Annotated in this window: 20 protein-coding genes; 3 read left to right on the top strand and 17 right to left on the bottom strand. The window is 66.6% G+C overall.

Annotation, left to right across the window (positions count from 1 at the left end; all coding sequences use genetic code 11):
- Positions 1 to 2 precede the first annotated feature (2 nt).
- Both QNN99_RS12955 and QNN99_RS12950 read left to right on the top strand, forming a co-directional pair.
- Positions 3 to 1,463: a purine-cytosine permease family protein gene (locus QNN99_RS12955; RefSeq protein ID WP_229966872.1), complete on the top strand. Its 1,461-nt coding sequence runs from the start codon at positions 3 to 5 to the stop codon at positions 1,461 to 1,463.
- Entirely contained in the window at positions 1,450 to 2,106 is a 657-nt protein-coding gene (locus tag QNN99_RS12950) for a cyclase family protein (protein WP_229966871.1), read from the top strand. Before QNN99_RS12955 ends, QNN99_RS12950 begins: the two co-directional genes overlap by 14 nt.
- 40 nt (positions 2,107 to 2,146) lie before the next feature.
- On the opposite strand, the gene QNN99_RS12945 is transcribed toward QNN99_RS12950, so the two are convergent.
- From QNN99_RS12945 to QNN99_RS12885, 13 genes are all read right to left on the bottom strand, one after another.
- Positions 2,147 to 2,746, bottom strand: a complete 600-nt coding sequence (locus QNN99_RS12945; protein WP_229966870.1) for a V-type ATP synthase subunit D — start codon at positions 2,744 to 2,746, stop codon at positions 2,147 to 2,149.
- Positions 2,747 to 2,793: 47 nt separating this feature from the next.
- The gene (locus QNN99_RS12940; RefSeq protein WP_229966869.1) at positions 2,794 to 4,299 is read right to left on the bottom strand and encodes a V-type ATP synthase subunit B; all 1,506 of its coding nucleotides are present in this window, start codon (positions 4,297 to 4,299) and stop codon (positions 2,794 to 2,796) included.
- A complete protein-coding gene (locus QNN99_RS12935; protein WP_231712866.1) occupies positions 4,289 to 6,127 on the bottom strand; it encodes a V-type ATP synthase subunit A in 1,839 nt (612 codons plus the stop codon). The genes QNN99_RS12940 and QNN99_RS12935 overlap by 11 nt, the downstream gene beginning before the upstream one ends.
- Positions 6,112 to 6,639, bottom strand: a complete 528-nt coding sequence (locus QNN99_RS12930; protein ID WP_229966867.1) for a hypothetical protein — start codon at positions 6,637 to 6,639, stop codon at positions 6,112 to 6,114. Before QNN99_RS12930 ends, QNN99_RS12935 begins: the two co-directional genes overlap by 16 nt.
- A 13-nt stretch (positions 6,640 to 6,652) precedes the next feature.
- On the bottom strand, positions 6,653 to 6,949 hold the full coding sequence (locus QNN99_RS12925) for a hypothetical protein (RefSeq protein WP_229966866.1): 297 nt from the start codon (positions 6,947 to 6,949) through the stop codon (positions 6,653 to 6,655).
- Complete coding sequence (locus QNN99_RS12920) at positions 6,946 to 7,407, bottom strand: ATP synthase subunit C (RefSeq protein ID WP_229966865.1); 462 nt, start codon at positions 7,405 to 7,407, stop codon at positions 6,946 to 6,948. Before QNN99_RS12920 ends, QNN99_RS12925 begins: the two co-directional genes overlap by 4 nt.
- The gene (locus QNN99_RS12915) at positions 7,404 to 8,741 is read right to left on the bottom strand and encodes a V-type ATPase 116kDa subunit family protein (protein ID WP_229966864.1); all 1,338 of its coding nucleotides are present in this window, start codon (positions 8,739 to 8,741) and stop codon (positions 7,404 to 7,406) included. The genes QNN99_RS12920 and QNN99_RS12915 overlap by 4 nt, the downstream gene beginning before the upstream one ends.
- Complete coding sequence (locus QNN99_RS12910; protein ID WP_229966863.1) at positions 8,728 to 9,741, bottom strand: hypothetical protein; 1,014 nt, start codon at positions 9,739 to 9,741, stop codon at positions 8,728 to 8,730. Before QNN99_RS12910 ends, QNN99_RS12915 begins: the two co-directional genes overlap by 14 nt.
- Positions 9,738 to 10,181, bottom strand: coding sequence for a hypothetical protein (locus QNN99_RS12905; protein ID WP_229966862.1), 444 nt, complete (start codon positions 10,179 to 10,181; stop codon positions 9,738 to 9,740). The genes QNN99_RS12910 and QNN99_RS12905 overlap by 4 nt, the downstream gene beginning before the upstream one ends.
- An 81-nt stretch (positions 10,182 to 10,262) precedes the next feature.
- A complete protein-coding gene (locus QNN99_RS12900) occupies positions 10,263 to 10,604 on the bottom strand; it encodes a ferritin family protein (protein WP_229966861.1) in 342 nt (113 codons plus the stop codon).
- 200 nt (positions 10,605 to 10,804) lie between these two features.
- Positions 10,805 to 11,350, bottom strand: a complete 546-nt coding sequence (locus tag QNN99_RS12895) for a flavin reductase family protein (RefSeq protein ID WP_229966860.1) — start codon at positions 11,348 to 11,350, stop codon at positions 10,805 to 10,807.
- A gap of 6 nt (positions 11,351 to 11,356) precedes the next feature.
- Positions 11,357 to 11,830 (bottom strand): peptide-methionine (R)-S-oxide reductase MsrB, encoded by a 474-nt coding sequence (msrB, locus tag QNN99_RS12890; RefSeq protein WP_229966859.1) that lies wholly within the window; start codon positions 11,828 to 11,830, stop codon positions 11,357 to 11,359.
- Positions 11,831 to 11,844: 14 nt separating this feature from the next.
- Positions 11,845 to 12,336: a hypothetical protein gene (locus QNN99_RS12885; protein ID WP_229966858.1), complete on the bottom strand. Its 492-nt coding sequence runs from the start codon at positions 12,334 to 12,336 to the stop codon at positions 11,845 to 11,847.
- Between the two features lie 167 nt (positions 12,337 to 12,503).
- On the opposite strand from QNN99_RS12885, the gene QNN99_RS12880 reads away from it, so the two are divergent.
- Positions 12,504 to 13,889, top strand: a complete 1,386-nt coding sequence (locus QNN99_RS12880) for a C1 family peptidase (RefSeq protein WP_229966857.1) — start codon at positions 12,504 to 12,506, stop codon at positions 13,887 to 13,889.
- Between the two features lie 20 nt (positions 13,890 to 13,909).
- Here the strand turns inward: QNN99_RS12880 and QNN99_RS12875 are convergent, their stop codons facing one another.
- The 4 genes from QNN99_RS12875 to QNN99_RS12860 are packed head-to-tail and all read right to left on the bottom strand — an operon-like array spanning position 13,910 to position 17,437.
- Entirely contained in the window at positions 13,910 to 14,662 is a 753-nt protein-coding gene (locus tag QNN99_RS12875) for a type 1 glutamine amidotransferase (protein ID WP_229966856.1), read from the bottom strand.
- On the bottom strand, positions 14,663 to 15,715 hold the full coding sequence (locus tag QNN99_RS12870) for a dipeptidase (protein WP_229966855.1): 1,053 nt from the start codon (positions 15,713 to 15,715) through the stop codon (positions 14,663 to 14,665).
- Positions 15,705 to 16,865: an o-succinylbenzoate synthase gene (gene menC, locus QNN99_RS12865; protein ID WP_229966854.1), complete on the bottom strand. Its 1,161-nt coding sequence runs from the start codon at positions 16,863 to 16,865 to the stop codon at positions 15,705 to 15,707. Before menC ends, QNN99_RS12870 begins: the two co-directional genes overlap by 11 nt.
- Positions 16,862 to 17,437 (bottom strand): MurR/RpiR family transcriptional regulator, encoded by a 576-nt coding sequence (locus QNN99_RS12860; protein ID WP_229966853.1) that lies wholly within the window; start codon positions 17,435 to 17,437, stop codon positions 16,862 to 16,864. The genes menC and QNN99_RS12860 overlap by 4 nt, the downstream gene beginning before the upstream one ends.
- Positions 17,438 to 17,537 lie beyond the last annotated feature (100 nt).

Raw genomic sequence — 17,537 nt, 5'->3', positions numbered from 1 at the left:
CCATGACCTCAACTGCACCCGGCACCGGCCGGACCACCACGGCTGCCACCGGTACGGGCTCATCGGCGTGGTCCCGGCTGTCCCGCCGGCTCGATGGAAACGCTGAGGGCTACGGCCCCATCCGCGGAACCCTGGGCACGGGCCGGATCGGCATGATCTGGCTGGCCGCCAACCTGGTGGTCACCACCCTGCTGACCGGCACCCTGTTCGTTCCGGGCGTCACCTGGACCACCGCAGTGGGCATGATCGTGCTGGGAACCGTGATCGGCGGTGCCGTCCTGGTCCTGATCGGCAACATGGGCACCCGGACCGGCCTGCCCACCATGTCCCTGACCAAGGGTGCGTTCGGGCTGCGCGGGTCCTTTGTGGCCGTGGCCGCAAACGTTGTGATCCTGATGGGCTGGAGCTGGGTGCAGGCGATGCTTGCCGGCGTCACCGTGAACTTCCTGGTGGAGCGCGCCACCGGATTCTCCAACCCCGTGCTGTTTTCCGTTCTCTGCCAGCTGCTGGTCGTAGCCCTGGCCATCTTCGGCCACAAGGGCATTGCCCGGGTGGAGCCCCGGCTGGCACTGGTGATCCTGGCGATCATGGGATACATCTTCACCGTTTCCTTCACGACCTTCCCGGTGGCTGACTTCGCCGCCATCCCGGTGGATACCGCCGCCGGCTGGTCGGCAATCACGGTGCTCGACGTCGTCATTTCCACCGCCATTTCCTGGACGGTGCTCTCGGCCGAATTCAACCGGCTGGCCAGAACGCAGACCGCCGGCGTGGTGGGCTCGGCGACCGGGTACGTGCTTTCCACCGTCCTGGCAATGGTCCTGGGCGCCACCGCCATCGGCTACGTGGTGCTCGACGGCGGGGAGGCCGTGGGCTTCGAGCCGACCCTGATTGTCGGCATCTTTGGTGTTCCGCTGGCCATCGTCATTTTCCTCTCCGTCATGGCCACCAACACGATGGTCGTCTACGGCATGGTCTCGTCCGTGGTGAACATGGTTCCGTCGCGGAAAATCCGGTTCCTGCCCACGGCCCTGGTGCTGGGCGCCGTCTCGGTCCTCGGATCCACCTGGCTGGGGCTGCTGGACAGCTTTACCTCGTTCCTGACCGTGATCGGCTCCCTGTTCATCCCCGTCTTCGCCGTGATGATCGCCGACTACTACCTGGTCAACAAGCGCTCCTACGGCACCGATATCCTCCGGGCCCGGGGCGGCCGTTACTGGTTCCGCAGCGGCTTCAATCTTCCGGCCCTGACGACCTGGCTGCTGGGCGCAGCAATCTCGCTGCTGCTGACCTATGCCGTCACCAGCCCGGTCGGAGCCACCATTCCGACCTTCGTGATCAGTTTCGCCGTCTACTGGGGCTGGTCCGCGGCGGCGGGGCGGGTGGTTGCCGGTTCGCCGGTGTCCCGGCATCTGAGCGAGGCAGTGGACGCTTCCGGGACGGCCGAACATGCAGGCGGTTGACCTCAGCCATCCGGTTGTCTCCGGGATGCAGGTGTTCCCCGGGGATCCTGCCGTGCACATCCGGAACGCGGCATCCGTTGAGGCGGACGGCTTCCAAGTAGCTGAACTGCACCTGGGCAGCCACACCGGAACCCATCTGGATGCCCCGCTGCACACGGTTCCGGGCGGAGCAGCCGTGGACGAGCTTCCCCTGGAGAATCTGCTGGGCTCGGCCCGGATTGTCTCCGTCCCCGGCGCCGCCGAGCTGGGCAGGATCCGGTGGCAGGACGTGGCGGCCGGACTCGAGGGGCTGCTGCCCGGGACCATCGTGCTTTTTTCCACCGGCTGGTCCGAGCACTTCAACACGCACCGCTACCTCCGGCATCCCTCCTTCGACGCAGAGATCGCCGAACGCCTGGTCGACGCCGGCATCCGGTTGGTCGGGATGGACACGCTCAACCCGGATCCGACGCCGGCACCCGGGTCCGGCGGCGTTCCCAGCCTTCCGTTCCATGACGTGTTTCTGGGCGCCGGCGGCGGGATCATCGAGAACCTGACCAACCTGGCGGCTGTGACCTGGTCCGATCCGCTGTTCTCCGCCTTGCCGCTGCGCCTGGCCGGCGTGGACGGTTCCCCGATCCGCGCTGCCGCGTTTCAGCTCTGACGGCTCGGCTATCCCGGGTCCGGCTCACCGCGAGGTGGGGCTAGATCAGCCCGGCTGCCCAGCGCAGCCGCAGACTCTCTTCCAGTTCCTGTTCGGCGACCCTGCGTTCAATCTCCGCCAGCTGTTCCTGCAGCAGGGGAATCCACCGGTTCTCCACGGCGCGCTGCCGGGTACGGGTGGCAGCCAGCTCATCGGAAACCAGCAGCAGAGCCCGTTCAGCGCTCGCCGCAGCGACAGCCGCCTCCAGCGCGGCACGGTGCGAAACCGCCGTGTAGGCCAGCGCGGAGCTTCCGCCCACCGACGACGGATCGGGAAGCACGCACTCCGCCGCCTCGGGATAGGAGATGCCCATGGCACCGCCCCACCGCACCCGCACAGTGGCCGGACCGGCCGGCACGGCCTGCCCGATCCGGTCTTCCCCATCCAGGCCGGCGGACCGCCGCAGCCACAGCGCGGCCTCCGCTGCCTGCTCATCCCAGGCCCGCCGGGCGGCGTCTGCCTTCTCCCGCAGCCCCTCGATCGCACGCTGCAGGATGCGCTGCTTGCGGTCCAGCAGTTCCGCTCCGCGCGTGGCAGTAGCCAGCCGGCGCTCCACGTCGGCTTTGTCCGCACGGCTTCCGCCGCTCCGGAACGCGCTCATGCCCGGAACCTGCTCATCTCGGGAACCTGTTCATGACCGGAACCCGCTCACAGCCGCGCTCCACCGACGGGCCCGGGCAAATACCTGTCCAGGAACTCGCCGGAGAGCATGGTCAGTTCCCGGCGGGGCAGGAGCGACAGGGCCTGCCAGGCCAGATCCATGGTGTCGTCGAAGGTCCGCAGCTCATCACGTCCCTGGTTGAGCAGGTTCCGCTCCACGACGCTGCGGAACTCGATGTAGGCATTGTCGGTCTCGCTCAGTGCTGCCGCGCCGACCAGTTCGGCCAGTTCAGCGGCGGTGCGGGCGCGGGCCATCGCCGAGAGGATCTGCGCCGCGACATCCAGGTGGTCCTCGCGGGTGCGTCCCTTGCCGGCGCCGCTGCGCATCAGGCGTGACAGTGAGGAGAGCACGTCCACCGGCGGATAGATGTTCCGCGCGTCGACGTCCGGATCCAGGACCACCTGGCCTTCGGTGATGTAACCGGTCAGATCAGGAACCGGATGGGTAATGTCTCCGGCCGGCATGGTCAGCACCGGCACGATGGTCACCGATCCCTCCCGATCCCGAACCCGGCCGCACCGTTCATAGAGGCCGGCGAGGTCGCTGTAGAGGTAGCCGGGGTATCCGCGGCGGGCGGGAATCTCCCGGCGGGCCGCAGAAACCTCCCGCACGGCCTCGGCGTAGCTGGTCATGTCCGACATCACCACCAGAACATCGGAGCCCTCGTCGTAGGCCAGTGACTCGGCCACGGTCAGGGCTATGCGCGGGGTGAGGATGCGTTCGATCACCGGATCATCGGCGGCGTTGAGCAGCAGCACCAGTTCTCCGGCGGCTGAGCGTTCCTCCAACCGGTCGCGGATGTAGGCGATGTCCGCGTGGGTCATGCCCATCGCCGCAAACACCACCCGGAACGCCCGGCCCGCGGACGTGGTGGCCTGCGCGGCGATCTGCGTGGCCAGGGTGAGGTGCGGCAGGCCGGCAACCGAGAAGATCGGCAGTTTCTGCCCCCGCACCAGAGTGGTCAGCGCATCGATGGCTGAGATGCCGGTGATGACCGGATCCTGCGGCGGTTCCCGGTAGACGGGGTTAAGCGGCCAGCCGCCCACCGGCGCCGTCGTTCCGGCAGTGATGGGAGGGCCGCCGTCGAGCGGTTCGCCGCGCCCGTTGCAAACCCGCCCGAGCCAGTCCGGGCCGGTGGGAACAGCCAGCGGCCGGCCCTGGAACCGGACCTCGATCCCGCCGAGCGACATTCCGTCGGTGCCCTCGAGGACCTGCAGCGTGACTTCATCGCCGTCGACCTCCAGCACCAGTCCGTGCCGGTCCGGCTGGCCGGCCACGCCCACGGTGGCAAACTCGTCCCAGCCCACGCCGTCGGCGTCGCCGAGGACGAGCAGGGGCCCGCGCAGCTCGCGGACCGCACTGTGGCCCACCTTCGGCACGCCGACCGCGGGCACGCCCCCCGCGGGCACGGGACCGGGCACGCCCCCCGCGGGCCCGGGACCGGGCGGGGAGTCCTGGGGGTTCGTGCCGGGGGTGCTGTCGCTACTGGTCACCGTCGTTGCCTTCCGTAAGCCCGCCGCCGGCCACCTGCTGCAGCTGACGCAGGAATTCGCGTCCCCGCTCCAGGACGCCGTCGGCGTCGGTGGGACCGGTGTCCTCGCGCAGCCGCAGGACCGGCGTGAAATCGAAGCGTTCGACGTCGGCCGGCGGCACTCCGCGCGCCACCAGTGACTGGCAGACGTCCACCACGTCCAGGACGGTCTGCAGCAGCGCTGATCCCTTCTCCGCGGAGCTGTAGCCGTCATTGGGGCTGAGCGCGTTCTGCAGCAGGACGCCGTCGCGCACCAGCCGTCCGCCCAGCAGCACCATCCGTTCATGGCCGGGCAGGGAAGCGGCTCCGATGATCTCCGCCAGGGCAGTGAGCCGGTCCGCCTCGGACAGCAGCAGGGACGCCGACGCCCGGCGCTGCGCCCACAACGGATCGCCGTGCGCCGAGAACCAGCGGCCCAGCGATTCTGCATCGCGGGAGAAGGAGCCGCGCCAGCTGACGGCCGGATAATGCCGGGAATAGGCCAGATCCCGGTCCAGCACCCAGAGCGAGCGCACAAAGCGCTGGGTGTCGGTGGTGACCGGTTCGCTCATGTCGCCGCCGGGAGGGGAGACCGCGCCGATCACGGTGACCGACGCCGTTGCCCCGCCCAGGGTGCACACCCGCGCCGCGCGTTCGTAGAAGGCGGCCAGCTCACTGGCCAGGGAGGCGGGGTAGCCCTCCTCGGCGGGCAGGTCGCCGTTGCGGTTCGCGAATTCACGCAGGGCTTCGGCCCACCGGGAGGTCGAGTCGGCGATGACGACGGCGTCATACCCCATGTCGCGGAAGAACTCGGCCACTGTCACCCCGGTGGCAATGGATGCCTCGCGGGCCATCATCGGCATGTTGGAGGTGTTGGCGATGATCACGGTGCGGTCAATCAGCTTGCCTCCGGTGCGCGGATCATCCAGTCCGGACAGCCCGTCCAGGACATCGGCCATCTCGTTGCCGCGCTCGCCGCAGCCCACATAGACAATGACGTCGGCGTCGGACCACTTGGCGATCTGCTGCAGCGTCAGGGTCTTGCCGGTGCCAAACCCGCCGGGCACTGCCGCTGCCGAGCCGCGGGGGAGGGGGAAGAGCAGATCCAGGACCCGCTGGCCGGTCTGCAGCGGAACGGTGTCGGTCAGGCGCTCGCCGAAGGGGCGTGGCCGGTGCACCGGCCACTGCTGTGCCAGCGGAATCTCGAGGCCGCCCACCCGCGCCACCGGATCCAGGGGATGGACCGGGCCGGTCGCCAGCCACTGGACCTCACCGCCGATGTGCGGCGGCGCCAGGACCCGGAATTCCACCGTGCCGGCTTCCGGAACTGTGCCGAGGACCTGTCCCGGACGTACCGTGTCACCGACCGACACCGAGGGCGTGAACCCCCAGGACGTGCTCAGCACCGAAGGATCCTCGGCGGAGGACATCCGGTCCTGGGTCAGCCAGAGGGGAGCCGAGGACAGCGGCCGGAGCAGCCCGTCGAACACCGTGCCCAGCAGCCCTGGTCCCAGCAGTCCGGAGAGCTGGCGCCCGGTGCGCTCCACGGCGTCGCCGGTCTTCAGCCCGCCGGTGTACTCGTAGGCCTGCAGTGTGGCGTCGGTGCCGTTGATGGAGACGGCCTGCGCGGAGATCCGCTCCGGTCCCACGGCGACGACCTCCAGCATGGAGAGTCCGGACAGGCCGGTGACCTCCACCAGCGGGCCGCTCACCCGGGTAATGGTGCCGCTGTCCCGAGCGGAGCTGCCCCCGGCTGTATCGGACCGCTTTCCAGCACCAGGGCGGCCTCCCGGATCTACTCTGCGTCCCATAACCGGTGCACCTCCCCGGAGTGGCGTTCCAGGGCCTGTTCGGCCAGGGCGGGCAGGGAGAGGTCCAGATGCCGGGATCCGGCAGACCCTGTGACGCCGCCCTTGTAGCTTTCGGTCACGGAGGCCATCGGACCCAGCAGTGCATCCGCCCGCTCGGTCAGCCGCCGGAGCATCTGCGGATAGCGCGGATCGCTGCGCAGTTCCCGGGCCTGGTGCTGCACCTGCTGAACCAGGTCGGAGCGCAGGGCCTCCTGCTGCGCCAGCACGGTGCGGCGGGCCTCCCTGCGGATCCGCGCCGACCGGCCGACAGCTTCCGCATGGGCTGCTTCGCTGCCTTGCTGGGCTGCCGTGGCGCGGATCTGCTCCGCCTCGGACCGGGCCGCGGACAGGATTTCGTCGGCCTGCCGTCGGGCGTCGCCGGCCCGGCGGGCAGCCTCGGCCTCGGCTTGCCGGCGCAGCGCATAACGCACCGGCTCGAGGGCGGCATCAAAGCCGGAGGGCAGGCGACTCATCAGGGCCACCTCATCAGGGCAGCACCGCGGTCAGGGGAGGGGCGGAATCAGGCAGCACGGCGGTCAAGGGAGAGGCCGAATCGGCCAGTTCCGCGGCGAGGATAGCCGCGGCAGCCGGCGTCAGGACGACAGCCAGCACCGAATCCGGCAGGCTCGCCCACGCGGAGCGCACCTGCTCCGGTCCGGCGGCCGGATACAGGACCGCGCCGGCGAGCCGGAACCCCTGCAGCAGGGCCGGTTCGCCCAATGCCGCCACCGTGCCGGCGCCCGCTCGGCCCGCCACCGAGCCGGCAGCCTCCGGGCTGCTCATGCCTGTCCGATCAGGATGATCGAAATAATCAGCCCGTAAATGGCGATGCCCTCGGCCAGCCCCACCACCACCATGGCGCGGCCGAAAATTTCAGGTCTTTCGCTCATCGCCGCCAGCGCCGCGGACCCGGTGTAGGCCACGGCGATGGCTGCGCCAATGGAGGACCCCGCCACCGCAATCGCGGCACCGATCAGGGCCGCGCCGCTGCTGTCGCTTCCCTCGGTTGCCGCGGCAACAGCGGTGGCTGCGGCACCGCCGTCGCCCGCGCCCGCACTGGCGGGCGCGGCATTCAACGCAGCGGCAAAGAGGGCCAGCGCCCCGGCCATCAGCACGGCGTTGAGGCCGAGCAGCGCCTTGACGCCGGCGCGTCTGTTGCGCCGCAGCAGCACAACGGCGCCGAGCGTGAGCAGGACAGCGAGAAGGAGGACCAGCGGAAGGCCGGCAAGCCAGGGATTCATGGGAGGTGCCTTTCAGCTGGGGGAACGGATACTTGCCCGGAGCTCTGCCCGGCGTCCGGATCCGGGTCGGCGTCCGGATCCGGATTCCAGGGCCGGAACCGTCTGCCTTCGTCTTGGAAGACGCGGGAGAACAGCTCGTAGTACTCGAGCCGCAGGGCCTGGATTCCGGCGACCAGGCCCTCCAGGGCGAAGGTCAGGGCGTTGCCGATGATGAAGACGACGACGGCGGCCGCCGCCCGCCAGTCCGGCGCCCACAACGCGGTGGTGGCCTGCCAGACGACCATCATCAGCGCGGCGTGCGTGAGGCCGAAGGCGGCGAGCCGGGTGAAGGACACTAGGTTCGAGCCCAGCTGCACCACGCTGTCCACCAGCTCCACGGAGGCCTGCAGGCCTCCGGTCGGCCCGCCGCCGGACTCGGCAAACAGCCCGATGAACATCAGCACCAGCGCCAGCAGGGCCACCACGCCGGCGACCACCAGGATCACCGGAGCCGAGGCCAGCAGCCCCCAGGCAACCAGTCCGATGGCCGTAAACAGCAGGGCGCCGGCCAACCCGGATCTGGCGTACAGGGCGTAGCCCCATCCTCCCTCGCGGACCCGGTTAATGGTGCCCAGAACGTAGGAGCCGGCCAGCAGCACAGCACCCAGCACCAGCGCCGCGACCAGCAGCGGAATGGGCTCCTCCAACGGTTCCAGCCACAGCACCGGCAGCACGCCCGTGGGACCGAAGAACTCACCGTAGAGGATCCCGAAAAACACTGCGGCAAGTCCGGCGCCGGTGATGAACAGCCAGGTGCGGCGGAAGCGCTGCAGCCGGGGCAGGAACCGCAGCAGCAGGCCGGCAATTACAAGCAGTGCGCCCTGCCCGGCGTCGCCGAACATCATGCCGAACATCACCACATACGCCACACCTGCAATCCGCGCGGGGTCGAGATCGGCGTACGGAACCGTGGTGTAGGTGTCCACGAGCAGGCGGGAGAGGACCGGCACCTGCTTCCGGCGCGGTTCGTCACCGGTCAGAAGCGTGGGCGGCTGCACTCCGCGCGGACGCCGGAGCGGGACGGCGGAGGCCCCGTGCGGTTCCAGCGCCGCCTGCAGCTCGGTCAAGCGCTGCGTCGGTGACCATCCCACCAGCGCTGCCACCGAACCGTGCACGACGGTGGCGTCTGCCGCCCGGTCGATCTCTTCGGGTCCGGTGCCGGGCTCGTACGGCAGGTCGAGTTCGACGGCGGAGCTGCGGGCCACCTCGGCCAGCATCTCGTGCCGGGCCGCCAGTGGGGCGACCAGTGCTATGCGCTCCATCCGCACCGGGCTCAGCGCTTCACGCCACGGCATCCAGCACCTCGCTGGCTCCGGCGTTCACCGCTGCAGCGGCCAACGCCGCCCGGACCCGCCAGGCATCGGCCGCAAGTACTGTCATGGCACCGAGGACCACGTCCGGCCCGGGCAACCCGGCCCGAAGCAGGGAAAATCCGTCGGTTTCAATGCGCACAGCCAGCGCGGCCTCGGCCCGCCACAGATCGGCGCTTCGGTCGATGCCCGCCAGAGCCTGCGCTGCAGACGGGGGAAGCGTGCTGCGCAGGGTTTCCGGAGTCAGGGTTTCAGAATTGCGCGTTTCAGAGTTGCCAGGTTCAGACGTGTGGGGTTGGGAGGGACGCGTTTCCCGGACGCCGGTGCTGCTCCAAGCGGTGCCCAGGAGTGGGCGAAGCAGAGCGACCAGCCGGTCAGCCGGCGCGGTCCCGTCCACCAGGAGCAGCCGGGCGCAGATCAGTGCAGCCGCAGCTGCCGCCCAGGGCCGCACTGCCGCCGCTTCCGCGGTGAGCCGACGCAGCCAGACGGCGGTCAGCACATCGGGCAGCGCGGAGTCCGGTCCCGGATCGCCCCAGGGCGACGAGGCCAGCGCCGCCTGCAGCTCTTCGGATGTTGACGCGGTCCGAAGGCGCGGCCAGGCTGTTGCGAGCCCTCCGAGGTCAAAGTCCGCTGCGGCGTCGCCGTCGTTGGCTCCGGCCTCCTGGCGGCGGAGGACAAGGTCCAGGGCGAGGATGTTGTCGGCTTCAAAGGCTGCTGCCGCGGCGCGGATCAGGCGGGTTCCTCCGGCGGGAAGCCATCCGGCCAGTACCCGCAGTTGCCAGAGGACAGTTCTGCGGGTGGCGCGGTGTGCCTCGGTGAGCGTGCGGGCCCCGTTCAGCTCTTCTCCGTACACCGTGTCGGCCAGCCGGTCGAGGCCGGCCTGCAGTCCGGGAGCCGCGGCGATGCTGCGGCAGGTTCCGGCCCCGACCCGGCGCTGTGCCATGGAGCGCGCCCGCACCGATGCAGCTACCCAATCGGATCTCATGGGAAGGTGTTCCCGGAGCCGAGGAGATCCTGCACCAGATCCGCTACTATCACCGAAGCGAGTTCGGGCATCCGGGCTTCACCGCGCTCCTTCAGTTCTGCCGCTTCCTCAGTTGCCTGCCGGAGCATCTCCGTGTCGGCGGCTTCGGCCTCGCTGGACACCTTTTCCGCTGCGGCGGCACGTACGGCACCGCTGTCCATGCGCGCTTGTTCCACCAGGGCGGCTGCCTGAGCCCGTGCCCGGGCCACCGTGTCTGCTGCCCGCACTGAGGCGTCGTTGGTCAGGTCTTGCGCCTCGCGGATGGTCGGATCCAGGGCTTCGAACACCGGGACGAGTTCCGCTTCCGGCCCCTCGTCGTCGGTGGCGGGAACTCCGGCAGGGCCTGCCGGTCCCGGTGATCCAACGGGCCGGAACCTGTCCAGCAAACTGTTGCGTGCCATCGAAACACCTCCTGGTTAAGCAGTAGGGCTGAGTGCAGGGGAGCCGGCATAGCCGCCGGACGTGCGTGCCGGGAACCCGGCCTAGCTGCCGGAGGCATCGGGCTCGCCTTCGGTGGCTTCGGCCTCGGACGCCTCACCGTGCTGCACAATGTCGCCGTCGGTGAAGAGGATGCCGTGGGCGATCTCCCGCCACAGCGGAGTCCGGCGGAGCAAAAACTCCAGTTCCATGCTGAAGTGCTTGAACTCTTCGCCCAGGGAATCGTGCATGATCGCGCGGGACTGGGCATCGGGTTCCACAGCGATCCGCTGGACATACCAGCCAATGGCTTCTGCTTCTTCGCTCAGGCTGGCGCACATCCTGGCGAAGGTTCGGGTCTCTGCGGGAAGTTCGGATGGCGGCTCGTGATACTGCTCAGTGCCCATGGTGTCTCCTGGTGCGGCCGGTGGTTCAGGCCGATGTCCGGGCTGTCGAGGAGCCAGTGGAATTCTGCGGCTCCTGCGTTACGTCCCCTGTCATTCGAGGTTACGGTTGGCCCCGGACGGAAACAATGGTCGAGGCCCAGGCCCCGGCGGGGACCGGCAAAAACGCCGGTCCCGCCGGGCAGGGACAGAACGCTACCCGCTTACCCCAGCCGGGCATAGGCGGAGGCGAAGTGCACCAGCGGGTCCGCCTCGTCGTCGGGCGTGGCCCGCCGGCCCATCGCCACCACTTCGCCGACAACCAGTTGGTGGGTGGCCGCCGTCGTAACCTGAGTGGTGCGCACCTCGAACCAGGCGATGCACCCGTCGATGATGGCAGCATCGGTGACCGGCCCGCGGCCGTAGTCCACCTGGCTGAGCAGGCCTTCCAGCGGCGAACCGGGGCTTGCCAGCCAGTTTGCCGTGCCGCGCTGGCGGGCGGAGAGCAGGCTCAGCGCCCAGGTGCCGCTCTCCACCACGGCCTCGGCGATCCGTGCTTCGGCGAAGAGGCTCACCAGCAGCGTTGGCGGATCGTAGGACACGGAGAGGAAGCCGCTGACCGTGGCCGCGTAGTCCCGGCCGCGCAGCCGTGTGGACACCACGGCCACACCGGAGGCAATGTCGGCGCTCAGCAGGCGGTAGCTGTTGATCGCCTCGTCGGTCACCTCCGGCGAGGGAACCAGCTCGCCGGGGAAAACGCCGTGTTCCATGAACTCCTACTTGGCGGCGTCGTGCTGCGTGCCGTCGGCGGAACCCGTGTCGGAGCCTGCGGCTGCGGGAACCAGCTTCACGGAGACGGAGTTGATGCAGAATCGCTGGTCAGTGGGGGTGTCAAAACCCTCGCCCTCGAACAGATGGCCCATGTGCGAGTCGCAGTTGGCGCAACGGACCTCGACGCGGTCCATGCCCATGCTGCGGTCGTGGATGTAGCGGACCTTGCCCTCGGCCAGCGGTGCGAAGAAGGAGGGCCAGCCGCAGTGCGAATCAAACTTCTCACTCGAGGTGAACAGCTCGCTGCCGCAGGCCCGGCACTGGTACACGCCTGCGGTCTTGGTATCCCAGTATTCACCGGTGTAGGGGCGTTCGGTTCCGGCCTTGCGCAGAACCTGGAATTCCTCCGGGCTCAGTTCCTCGCGCCACTGGTCATCTGTCTTTTGTACCGGTACGGTTCCGGCGGTGTCTTCAGTCATAGTCGCGTCAACGCTTAAGAGTCGCCAATAAATCCCGAACCGGAATACAGGTGCAGCACCGGGACTCCCAGCCGGTCCTGCGCCTCATTCGCCCAGTCAGTGCGGAACGTGTCCTCCACGGCATGCGGAGTGGTGATGACCACAACCTGCTGCGCATCCGAGGCCTTCGCCGCGGCCACCACCGCCTGCACGGGATCCTCACCGGTAACCGAACCGGTGGCCTCCAAGCCCGACGCCTTCAGCAGCTGCAGCGATTCGGCGAGCTCCACCTCGGCTTCCTTCGTTTCCTGCTCCTTGGTCTGCTTGCCTCCGGTCAGCTCGCGGAAGGCAGCGGCGAATTCCAGCAGGCTCAGGTTGTCCAGCACATCCACCAGCAGATTTCGGCCGGTATCCGACGGGACCAGCACATCAAACCGGGCGGGATTGTCCTGCACCAGATACTGCAGGTTGGAAATGTCGACGTCGTTCAGGGACTCTTCGGTCAGCACCACGATTGTTGCAGTCATGCGGCCAGCTTACGTTACGGCGCGAATGACCGGATGAGTGCCGGAATTGAAGAGGAGCGTAAAGAAGCCAGTCCGGAAAAGCCTTGTTGTGGCAAATGGACGAAACGTATACTCAGTTTTTTGACGCCGTCGGAATGGCCCTCCCGAAGTGAAAGAGAGCAGGCATCTTGTCGATCAATGCAGCAGAAAAAGGCACGGTGGCCATGAGCGGGCCATCTGCACGCCAAGGTGAACTGAGCCCGGCTACGGTGCAGGCTTTCGACGAGGGGTTTGCCTCCGATCCCCGGCGTCTGCGTGCACAGAATGCAGTGACATCGGTCGCGATCAACGACATTGCCCTGAACCGTTCCCGTTTGCTCTCCGTGCCCGGAAGCATTTCACACAGACTCGATGACTGGGAAGCTGTTGATCAGAAAAAAAGCGGCCGGTGCTGGCTCTTTGCTGCGCTGAACCTGCTTCGGGCAGACGCCCGGAAGAAACTGTCGCTCAAAAACTTCGAATTCAGCCAGAACCACGCCATGTACTGGGACAAGCTGGAACGGGCCAACGCCTTCCTGGAAGATATGATCACGCTTTCCGGCCGAAGCGTCGATGACCGGCTTCTTTCCTTTCTGCTGGGCAACGTCATGAATGACGGCGGTCAGTGGAATATGGCCGTTAGCATCTTCACCAAGCACGGTGCGGTGCCGAAGGAGGTCATGCCCGAAACGGAGTCATCCTCGAATACCTCCGCAATGAACAAGTCCCTGAGCAGCCACCTGCGCAAGGAAGCCGGGGTCCTGCGGGAGGCAATCACTGCCGGTGCGCTGCCGGAGCAGGTGGCAGCACATAAGGAACGGATACTCAGGGATTTCCACGCGATCCTGACCATCCATCTGGGAACACCGCCGAAGGATTTCGAATGGGCCTGGAATGATGACAACAAGAAATACTGCAACGCCGGCACCTTCACCCCGCAGGAGTTTCTGCGGAAATTCACCGACATGAATTTGGATGACTACGTATGCCTCGTTGACGATCCGCGTCTGGAGCACCCTAAAAACACACCGCTGACGGTGGATCATCTGGGAAATGTCGTTGGCGGAAATCCGGTGCTTTACCTCAATGCCGATATTGAAGTCATGCGGGAGCTTGCGGCAGCAGCAATTGTGGATGGTGAACCGGTGTGGTTCGGATGCGATGTTTCCCCGCAGATGTCTGAGAAGGACGGAGTATGGGCCGGTGACCTGTTCGACTATTCGGGCGTCTACGGGGTCGACTTGGTGTCCACGAAGGAAGACCGGGTGCGTTACCGGGATTCTGAAATGACCCATGCCATGCTCTTCACTGGTGTCGACCTCGTTAATGGGCGGCCTCGGCGCTGGCGCGTCGAAAACAGCTGGGGCAGCGAAAAGTTCGACAAGGGATTCTGCACCATGGACGACTCATGGTTCGACGAGTACGTTTTTGAAGTCGTGGTGAATAAGTCACGTCTTACCGGGCCTTTAAAAGATGCCCTGTCCAGGGAGCCGCTGGTCCTTCCGGCATGGGATCCGATGGGTGCACTTGCCTGAGCCCGGCCCGTTGAAAGTCCTCAGCCCACTCGATGAGCCTGGTTTTCCCAGACATGGACGGCAAACGCGGAGGCCATGGCGGCGCAGCGGCCGGCGCTGTCGGTGTCGTGGGTAAGAGCTGCCTCGACGAGTTGACCGAGGCTCAGCCCCTGCTCGGCCAGAGCAGCGTCGTCCCAGTTCCTGAGTTCTTCCGCCTGTACCTCCGGGTGAAACTGCAACCCCCAAACGCGTTCGCCCAACCGGAATGCCTGATTGGTGCAGTCCGAGCTGGACGCGAGGAGGACGGCGCCTGCCGGCAGAGCAGTGATCCGGTCCTGGTGGTTTTCAATGAGGAAAGCCTCCGGGGCAAAGGCGGATATGACCGTATCCAAGGCTCCCTCGTCCGTCACCCGAATACGTACGGCGCCCCGTTCCGGCGTTCCGTCATTCCGTTTCACCTCTCCTCGGGCAACGTCGGCCAGTAACTGCCCGCCCAAGCAGATCCCCAGCGTCGGAATGTCCCCGGCAATGGCCTGCTGCGCCAACCTGCGTTCCCGAGGGAGCCAGGGAGCTTGTTCGTAGTCATCGGGCATCAGCCCGCCGCCGAGCATTACCAGGCCGTCGAAAGCCGCCAGGGTTTCGGGCAGCCCGTCGCCGCCGAACCTGATGTCCAGGTCAAGTCCGGCATCGCGGAACCAAGGTTCCAGGCGGCGCAACCCGCTCTGGCGGGAGTTAGCCACCACGAGCACTTTCGGCGGGTCGGACGGATTTTCATTTTCCATGATTGCTCCCACTCAGTTGGTTCCGGCCCGCACGAAAGAGCGGTAGTCGTCATCTGCACCCGCGAGCACCCGTAGGACGTTTCCGGAAGCAAGTTTGCGAAGGTCATCGTTGTCCCACCCGCGGTGCGACAGTTCAGCGAAGAGGTTCGGATAGCCGGCAACCGTGTCCAGCCCCTCCGGCATCGCGTCAGTACCGTCGAAGTCACCGCCCAGGCCAACTCCGTTGATGCCGGCGACGGACCGCACATGGTCAATATGGTCTGCTACGGTGCGGACATCCACCGGCGGCATCGGGCCCTTTTGACCGGCTACCACCCATGCGCGGCGCTCCGGACACATGAATGAGGGTACGAAAGTCACCATGTGGACACCTCCGGCCGCGGCCACACGTCGGATCACGTCATCGGGGACATTGCGCGGATGGGGGTTGACCGCATAGGCGCCGGAATGGCTGTTGATCACGGGCATGGTGGATGCATCCAAGGCATCGTGCATGGTTTTGATGGAGGCGTGGGCCAAATCCACCAGCATTCCGATGCGGTTCATTTCGGCGATGACTTCCCGGCCGAATGCGGTGAGGCCGTTATTGACCGCGGCGTCGGTGGCGGAATCGGCCCAGCTGCTGCTGGAGGTCCACGTCAGGGTCAGGTAGCGGGCACCCAAACGTGCATAACTGCGCAGCACGGCCAGCGAACCGTTGATCTGGCTGCCCCCTTCGACTCCGATCAGCGAGGCAACGCGGCCATCCTGCATGCTCCGGCGGACATCGTCTGCGGTGGACGCTAGCCGGAACGTGTCGGGGTACCGGGCAGCCATCCGGTGCACGAAGTCGATCTGTTCCAGCGTTGCTTGGACCGCGTCTGCGCCGCCGATGTCGCTGTGGACCCACACCGACCAGAACTGTCCTGCAACACCGCCTTTCCGGAGCGCCGGAATATCGGTGTGCAGACTGAGCTTGTCGTCCTCCATTCCCTCGACGGAGTATCCGCGCGTGGTGCGTGCCGTCCAGGGGAAATCATTGTGCCCGTCAATGACGGGGATTTGTGGCAAGTGGCTAGTACTCATCTGCGGTTCCCTGCTGCCGGCCGGACTGGTCTGCAGGCACTTCGGAATCGAAATACCGCAGTTGGTTGTGCGCTATCCAGGCATGGTCGATTGCGAACCCGATGCCCGGACCGGTGGGAACATCGACAGCGCCGTCGCGGGCAGTAATAGCCGGGGTGATGACATCCCGGGCGTAGTACTTGTCCGAACCTGAAACATCCGAGGGCAAGGTGAAATTGGGGAGGGAGGAAAGCGCCACGTTACCCGCCCGGCCTATTCCAAATTCATGCATGCCGCCGCACCAAACAGGGATCCCCTCGTTCCACGCCAGGTCATGGGCGGCTTTGGCCACGGTCAGCCCGGCCATGCGGGACACCTTAATGTTCAGGACCCGGCCGGCCTTCATCGCGATCATGGTCCGCAGATCGTCGAGTTGAACCACGGCCTCGTCGAGGCACACTGCGGTGGCGATGCGTTCCTGCAGCCGGGCGTGGGCGGGAAAGTCGCGGGGGGCAAACGGCTGTTCGATCATGGTCAGGCGGTACGCATCCAGTTGGGCGAGCCGGTCCATGGAGGAGGTGTCTGAGCCGTAAGCACCGTTGGCGTCCACATGCAGGTCGAGTGCGGGGTAAGCCTGGCGCACGGCCTGAACCGGCAGGACGTCCCAGCCCGGTGCAATCTTCAGCTTGACCCGTCCGTAACCGGCTGAAACCTGCTTGTCGACTTGGTCCAGAAGGATATCGATGGTCGGCTCTATGCCCAGCGAGACTCCTGACCGGACCACCGAACGGGTGCCGCCCAGCCCTGCGGCCAGCGACTGGCTGTTCGCCTTGGCCCACAGGTCCCAGGCGGCACCGGCGAACCCCGCCTTGGCGAATTCGTGGCCGCGGATTTTGGCCCAGCAGCCGTCAACGTCGCCGGGGTGCTCCCACTCGACTCCGAGCACGGACTGAACCAGGTATCCGGTAGCCATCAGCCAAGCGGTGTCAGTGGTTTCAGAAGTGAAATATGGATGGGTGGAGGAAGCGACTTCGCCCCAGCCGGTGGAATCATGCTCGTCGGTCAGCTCCACCAGGATGTGCGTGAGGCTGGACTTCTTATGCGAGCTGGTTTGGAAGCTGTGGACGAGCGGCAACTCCACCTCGAACAGGCGGACACGGGTGATCTTCATGAAAAACCCTTTTCATTTTCATCGGTCGGATCGAAGTAGAGGCCCATGGATTTTCCTATGGCGCCGCGGGTGCCGAGCCGGCGACGGGCACCTTTTGCGCTGGCCGCCGTCAGCGTGCTCAACAAATGACACACCGCCGCTATGGAGGTGGGCGAATCGGCGTAGGAGGCAGAACCGGTATTGAGCGCGATCAGCGCGGCGGCGTCCCGGGCCAGGGGTGAGTCCTCGCTGTCGGTGATCACCACCAGGCGTCCGCCGGCCTGTTGGAAGAGCCTGCCCAGCATCACTGTTTCCTTCCGGTACCGGCGCAACGAAAACAAGATCAGGACATCCGAGCTGCGCACATCGCTGAGGACATCCAGCGGGTTCAGGGAGTGTCCGTCGATCAGGAACACGTTGGACAGCGTTGAGGCCAAATCGGCATTCAAGAGGGCGGCGTAGGCAGAGGACTTGCCCTCTCCGGCAATGTATTTCCGCCGGGCGCCAAGAATGATGGCCGCGGATTGCGGCACGGCCCCGCTGTAGCGCAAATGGGTGAAGGAATTGGCCAGGGATGCAGTCTCGGTTTCCATGAGCCTTTCTTGGAGTCCCTCCGCTGAAAAATTCTTCCTCAGCCGCACGCCGAAACGGTCCTCCGGCGACTCAAGCGAACGATTCAGCTCATAATCCTGG

This window comes from Arthrobacter sp. zg.Y820, assembly GCF_030125555.1.
GTDB lineage: Bacteria > Actinomycetota > Actinomycetes > Actinomycetales > Micrococcaceae > Arthrobacter_B.
The sequence above is the reverse complement of the archived record's forward strand: the minus strand, read 5'-3'. Positions and strand labels throughout refer to the sequence as shown.

Excerpts from the sequence above, each read along its gene's own strand:
- QNN99_RS12955 (WP_229966872.1), top strand. The coding sequence starts at position 3 with ATGACCTCAACTGCACCCGGCACCGGCCGGACCACCACGGCTGCCACC.
- QNN99_RS12950 (WP_229966871.1), top strand. The coding sequence starts at position 1,450 with ATGCAGGCGGTTGACCTCAGCCATCCGGTTGTCTCCGGGATGCAGGTG.
- QNN99_RS12945 (WP_229966870.1), bottom strand. The coding sequence starts at position 2,746 with ATGAGCGCGTTCCGGAGCGGCGGAAGCCGTGCGGACAAAGCCGACGTG.
- QNN99_RS12935 (WP_231712866.1), bottom strand. The coding sequence starts at position 6,127 with ATGGGACGCAGAGTAGATCCGGGAGGCCGCCCTGGTGCTGGAAAGCGG.
- QNN99_RS12930 (WP_229966867.1), bottom strand. The coding sequence starts at position 6,639 with ATGAGTCGCCTGCCCTCCGGCTTTGATGCCGCCCTCGAGCCGGTGCGT.
- QNN99_RS12925 (WP_229966866.1), bottom strand. The coding sequence starts at position 6,949 with ATGAGCAGCCCGGAGGCTGCCGGCTCGGTGGCGGGCCGAGCGGGCGCC.
- QNN99_RS12920 (WP_229966865.1), bottom strand. The coding sequence starts at position 7,407 with ATGAATCCCTGGCTTGCCGGCCTTCCGCTGGTCCTCCTTCTCGCTGTC.
- QNN99_RS12915 (WP_229966864.1), bottom strand. The coding sequence starts at position 8,741 with ATGCCGTGGCGTGAAGCGCTGAGCCCGGTGCGGATGGAGCGCATAGCA.
- QNN99_RS12910 (WP_229966863.1), bottom strand. The coding sequence starts at position 9,741 with ATGAGATCCGATTGGGTAGCTGCATCGGTGCGGGCGCGCTCCATGGCA.
- QNN99_RS12905 (WP_229966862.1), bottom strand. The coding sequence starts at position 10,181 with ATGGCACGCAACAGTTTGCTGGACAGGTTCCGGCCCGTTGGATCACCG.
- QNN99_RS12900 (WP_229966861.1), bottom strand. The coding sequence starts at position 10,604 with ATGGGCACTGAGCAGTATCACGAGCCGCCATCCGAACTTCCCGCAGAG.
- QNN99_RS12895 (WP_229966860.1), bottom strand. The coding sequence starts at position 11,350 with ATGGAACACGGCGTTTTCCCCGGCGAGCTGGTTCCCTCGCCGGAGGTG.
- msrB (WP_229966859.1), bottom strand. The coding sequence starts at position 11,830 with ATGACTGAAGACACCGCCGGAACCGTACCGGTACAAAAGACAGATGAC.
- QNN99_RS12885 (WP_229966858.1), bottom strand. The coding sequence starts at position 12,336 with ATGACTGCAACAATCGTGGTGCTGACCGAAGAGTCCCTGAACGACGTC.
- QNN99_RS12870 (WP_229966855.1), bottom strand. The coding sequence starts at position 15,715 with ATGAGTACTAGCCACTTGCCACAAATCCCCGTCATTGACGGGCACAAT.
- menC (WP_229966854.1), bottom strand. The coding sequence starts at position 16,865 with ATGAAGATCACCCGTGTCCGCCTGTTCGAGGTGGAGTTGCCGCTCGTC.
- QNN99_RS12860 (WP_229966853.1), bottom strand. The coding sequence starts at position 17,437 with ATGGAAACCGAGACTGCATCCCTGGCCAATTCCTTCACCCATTTGCGC.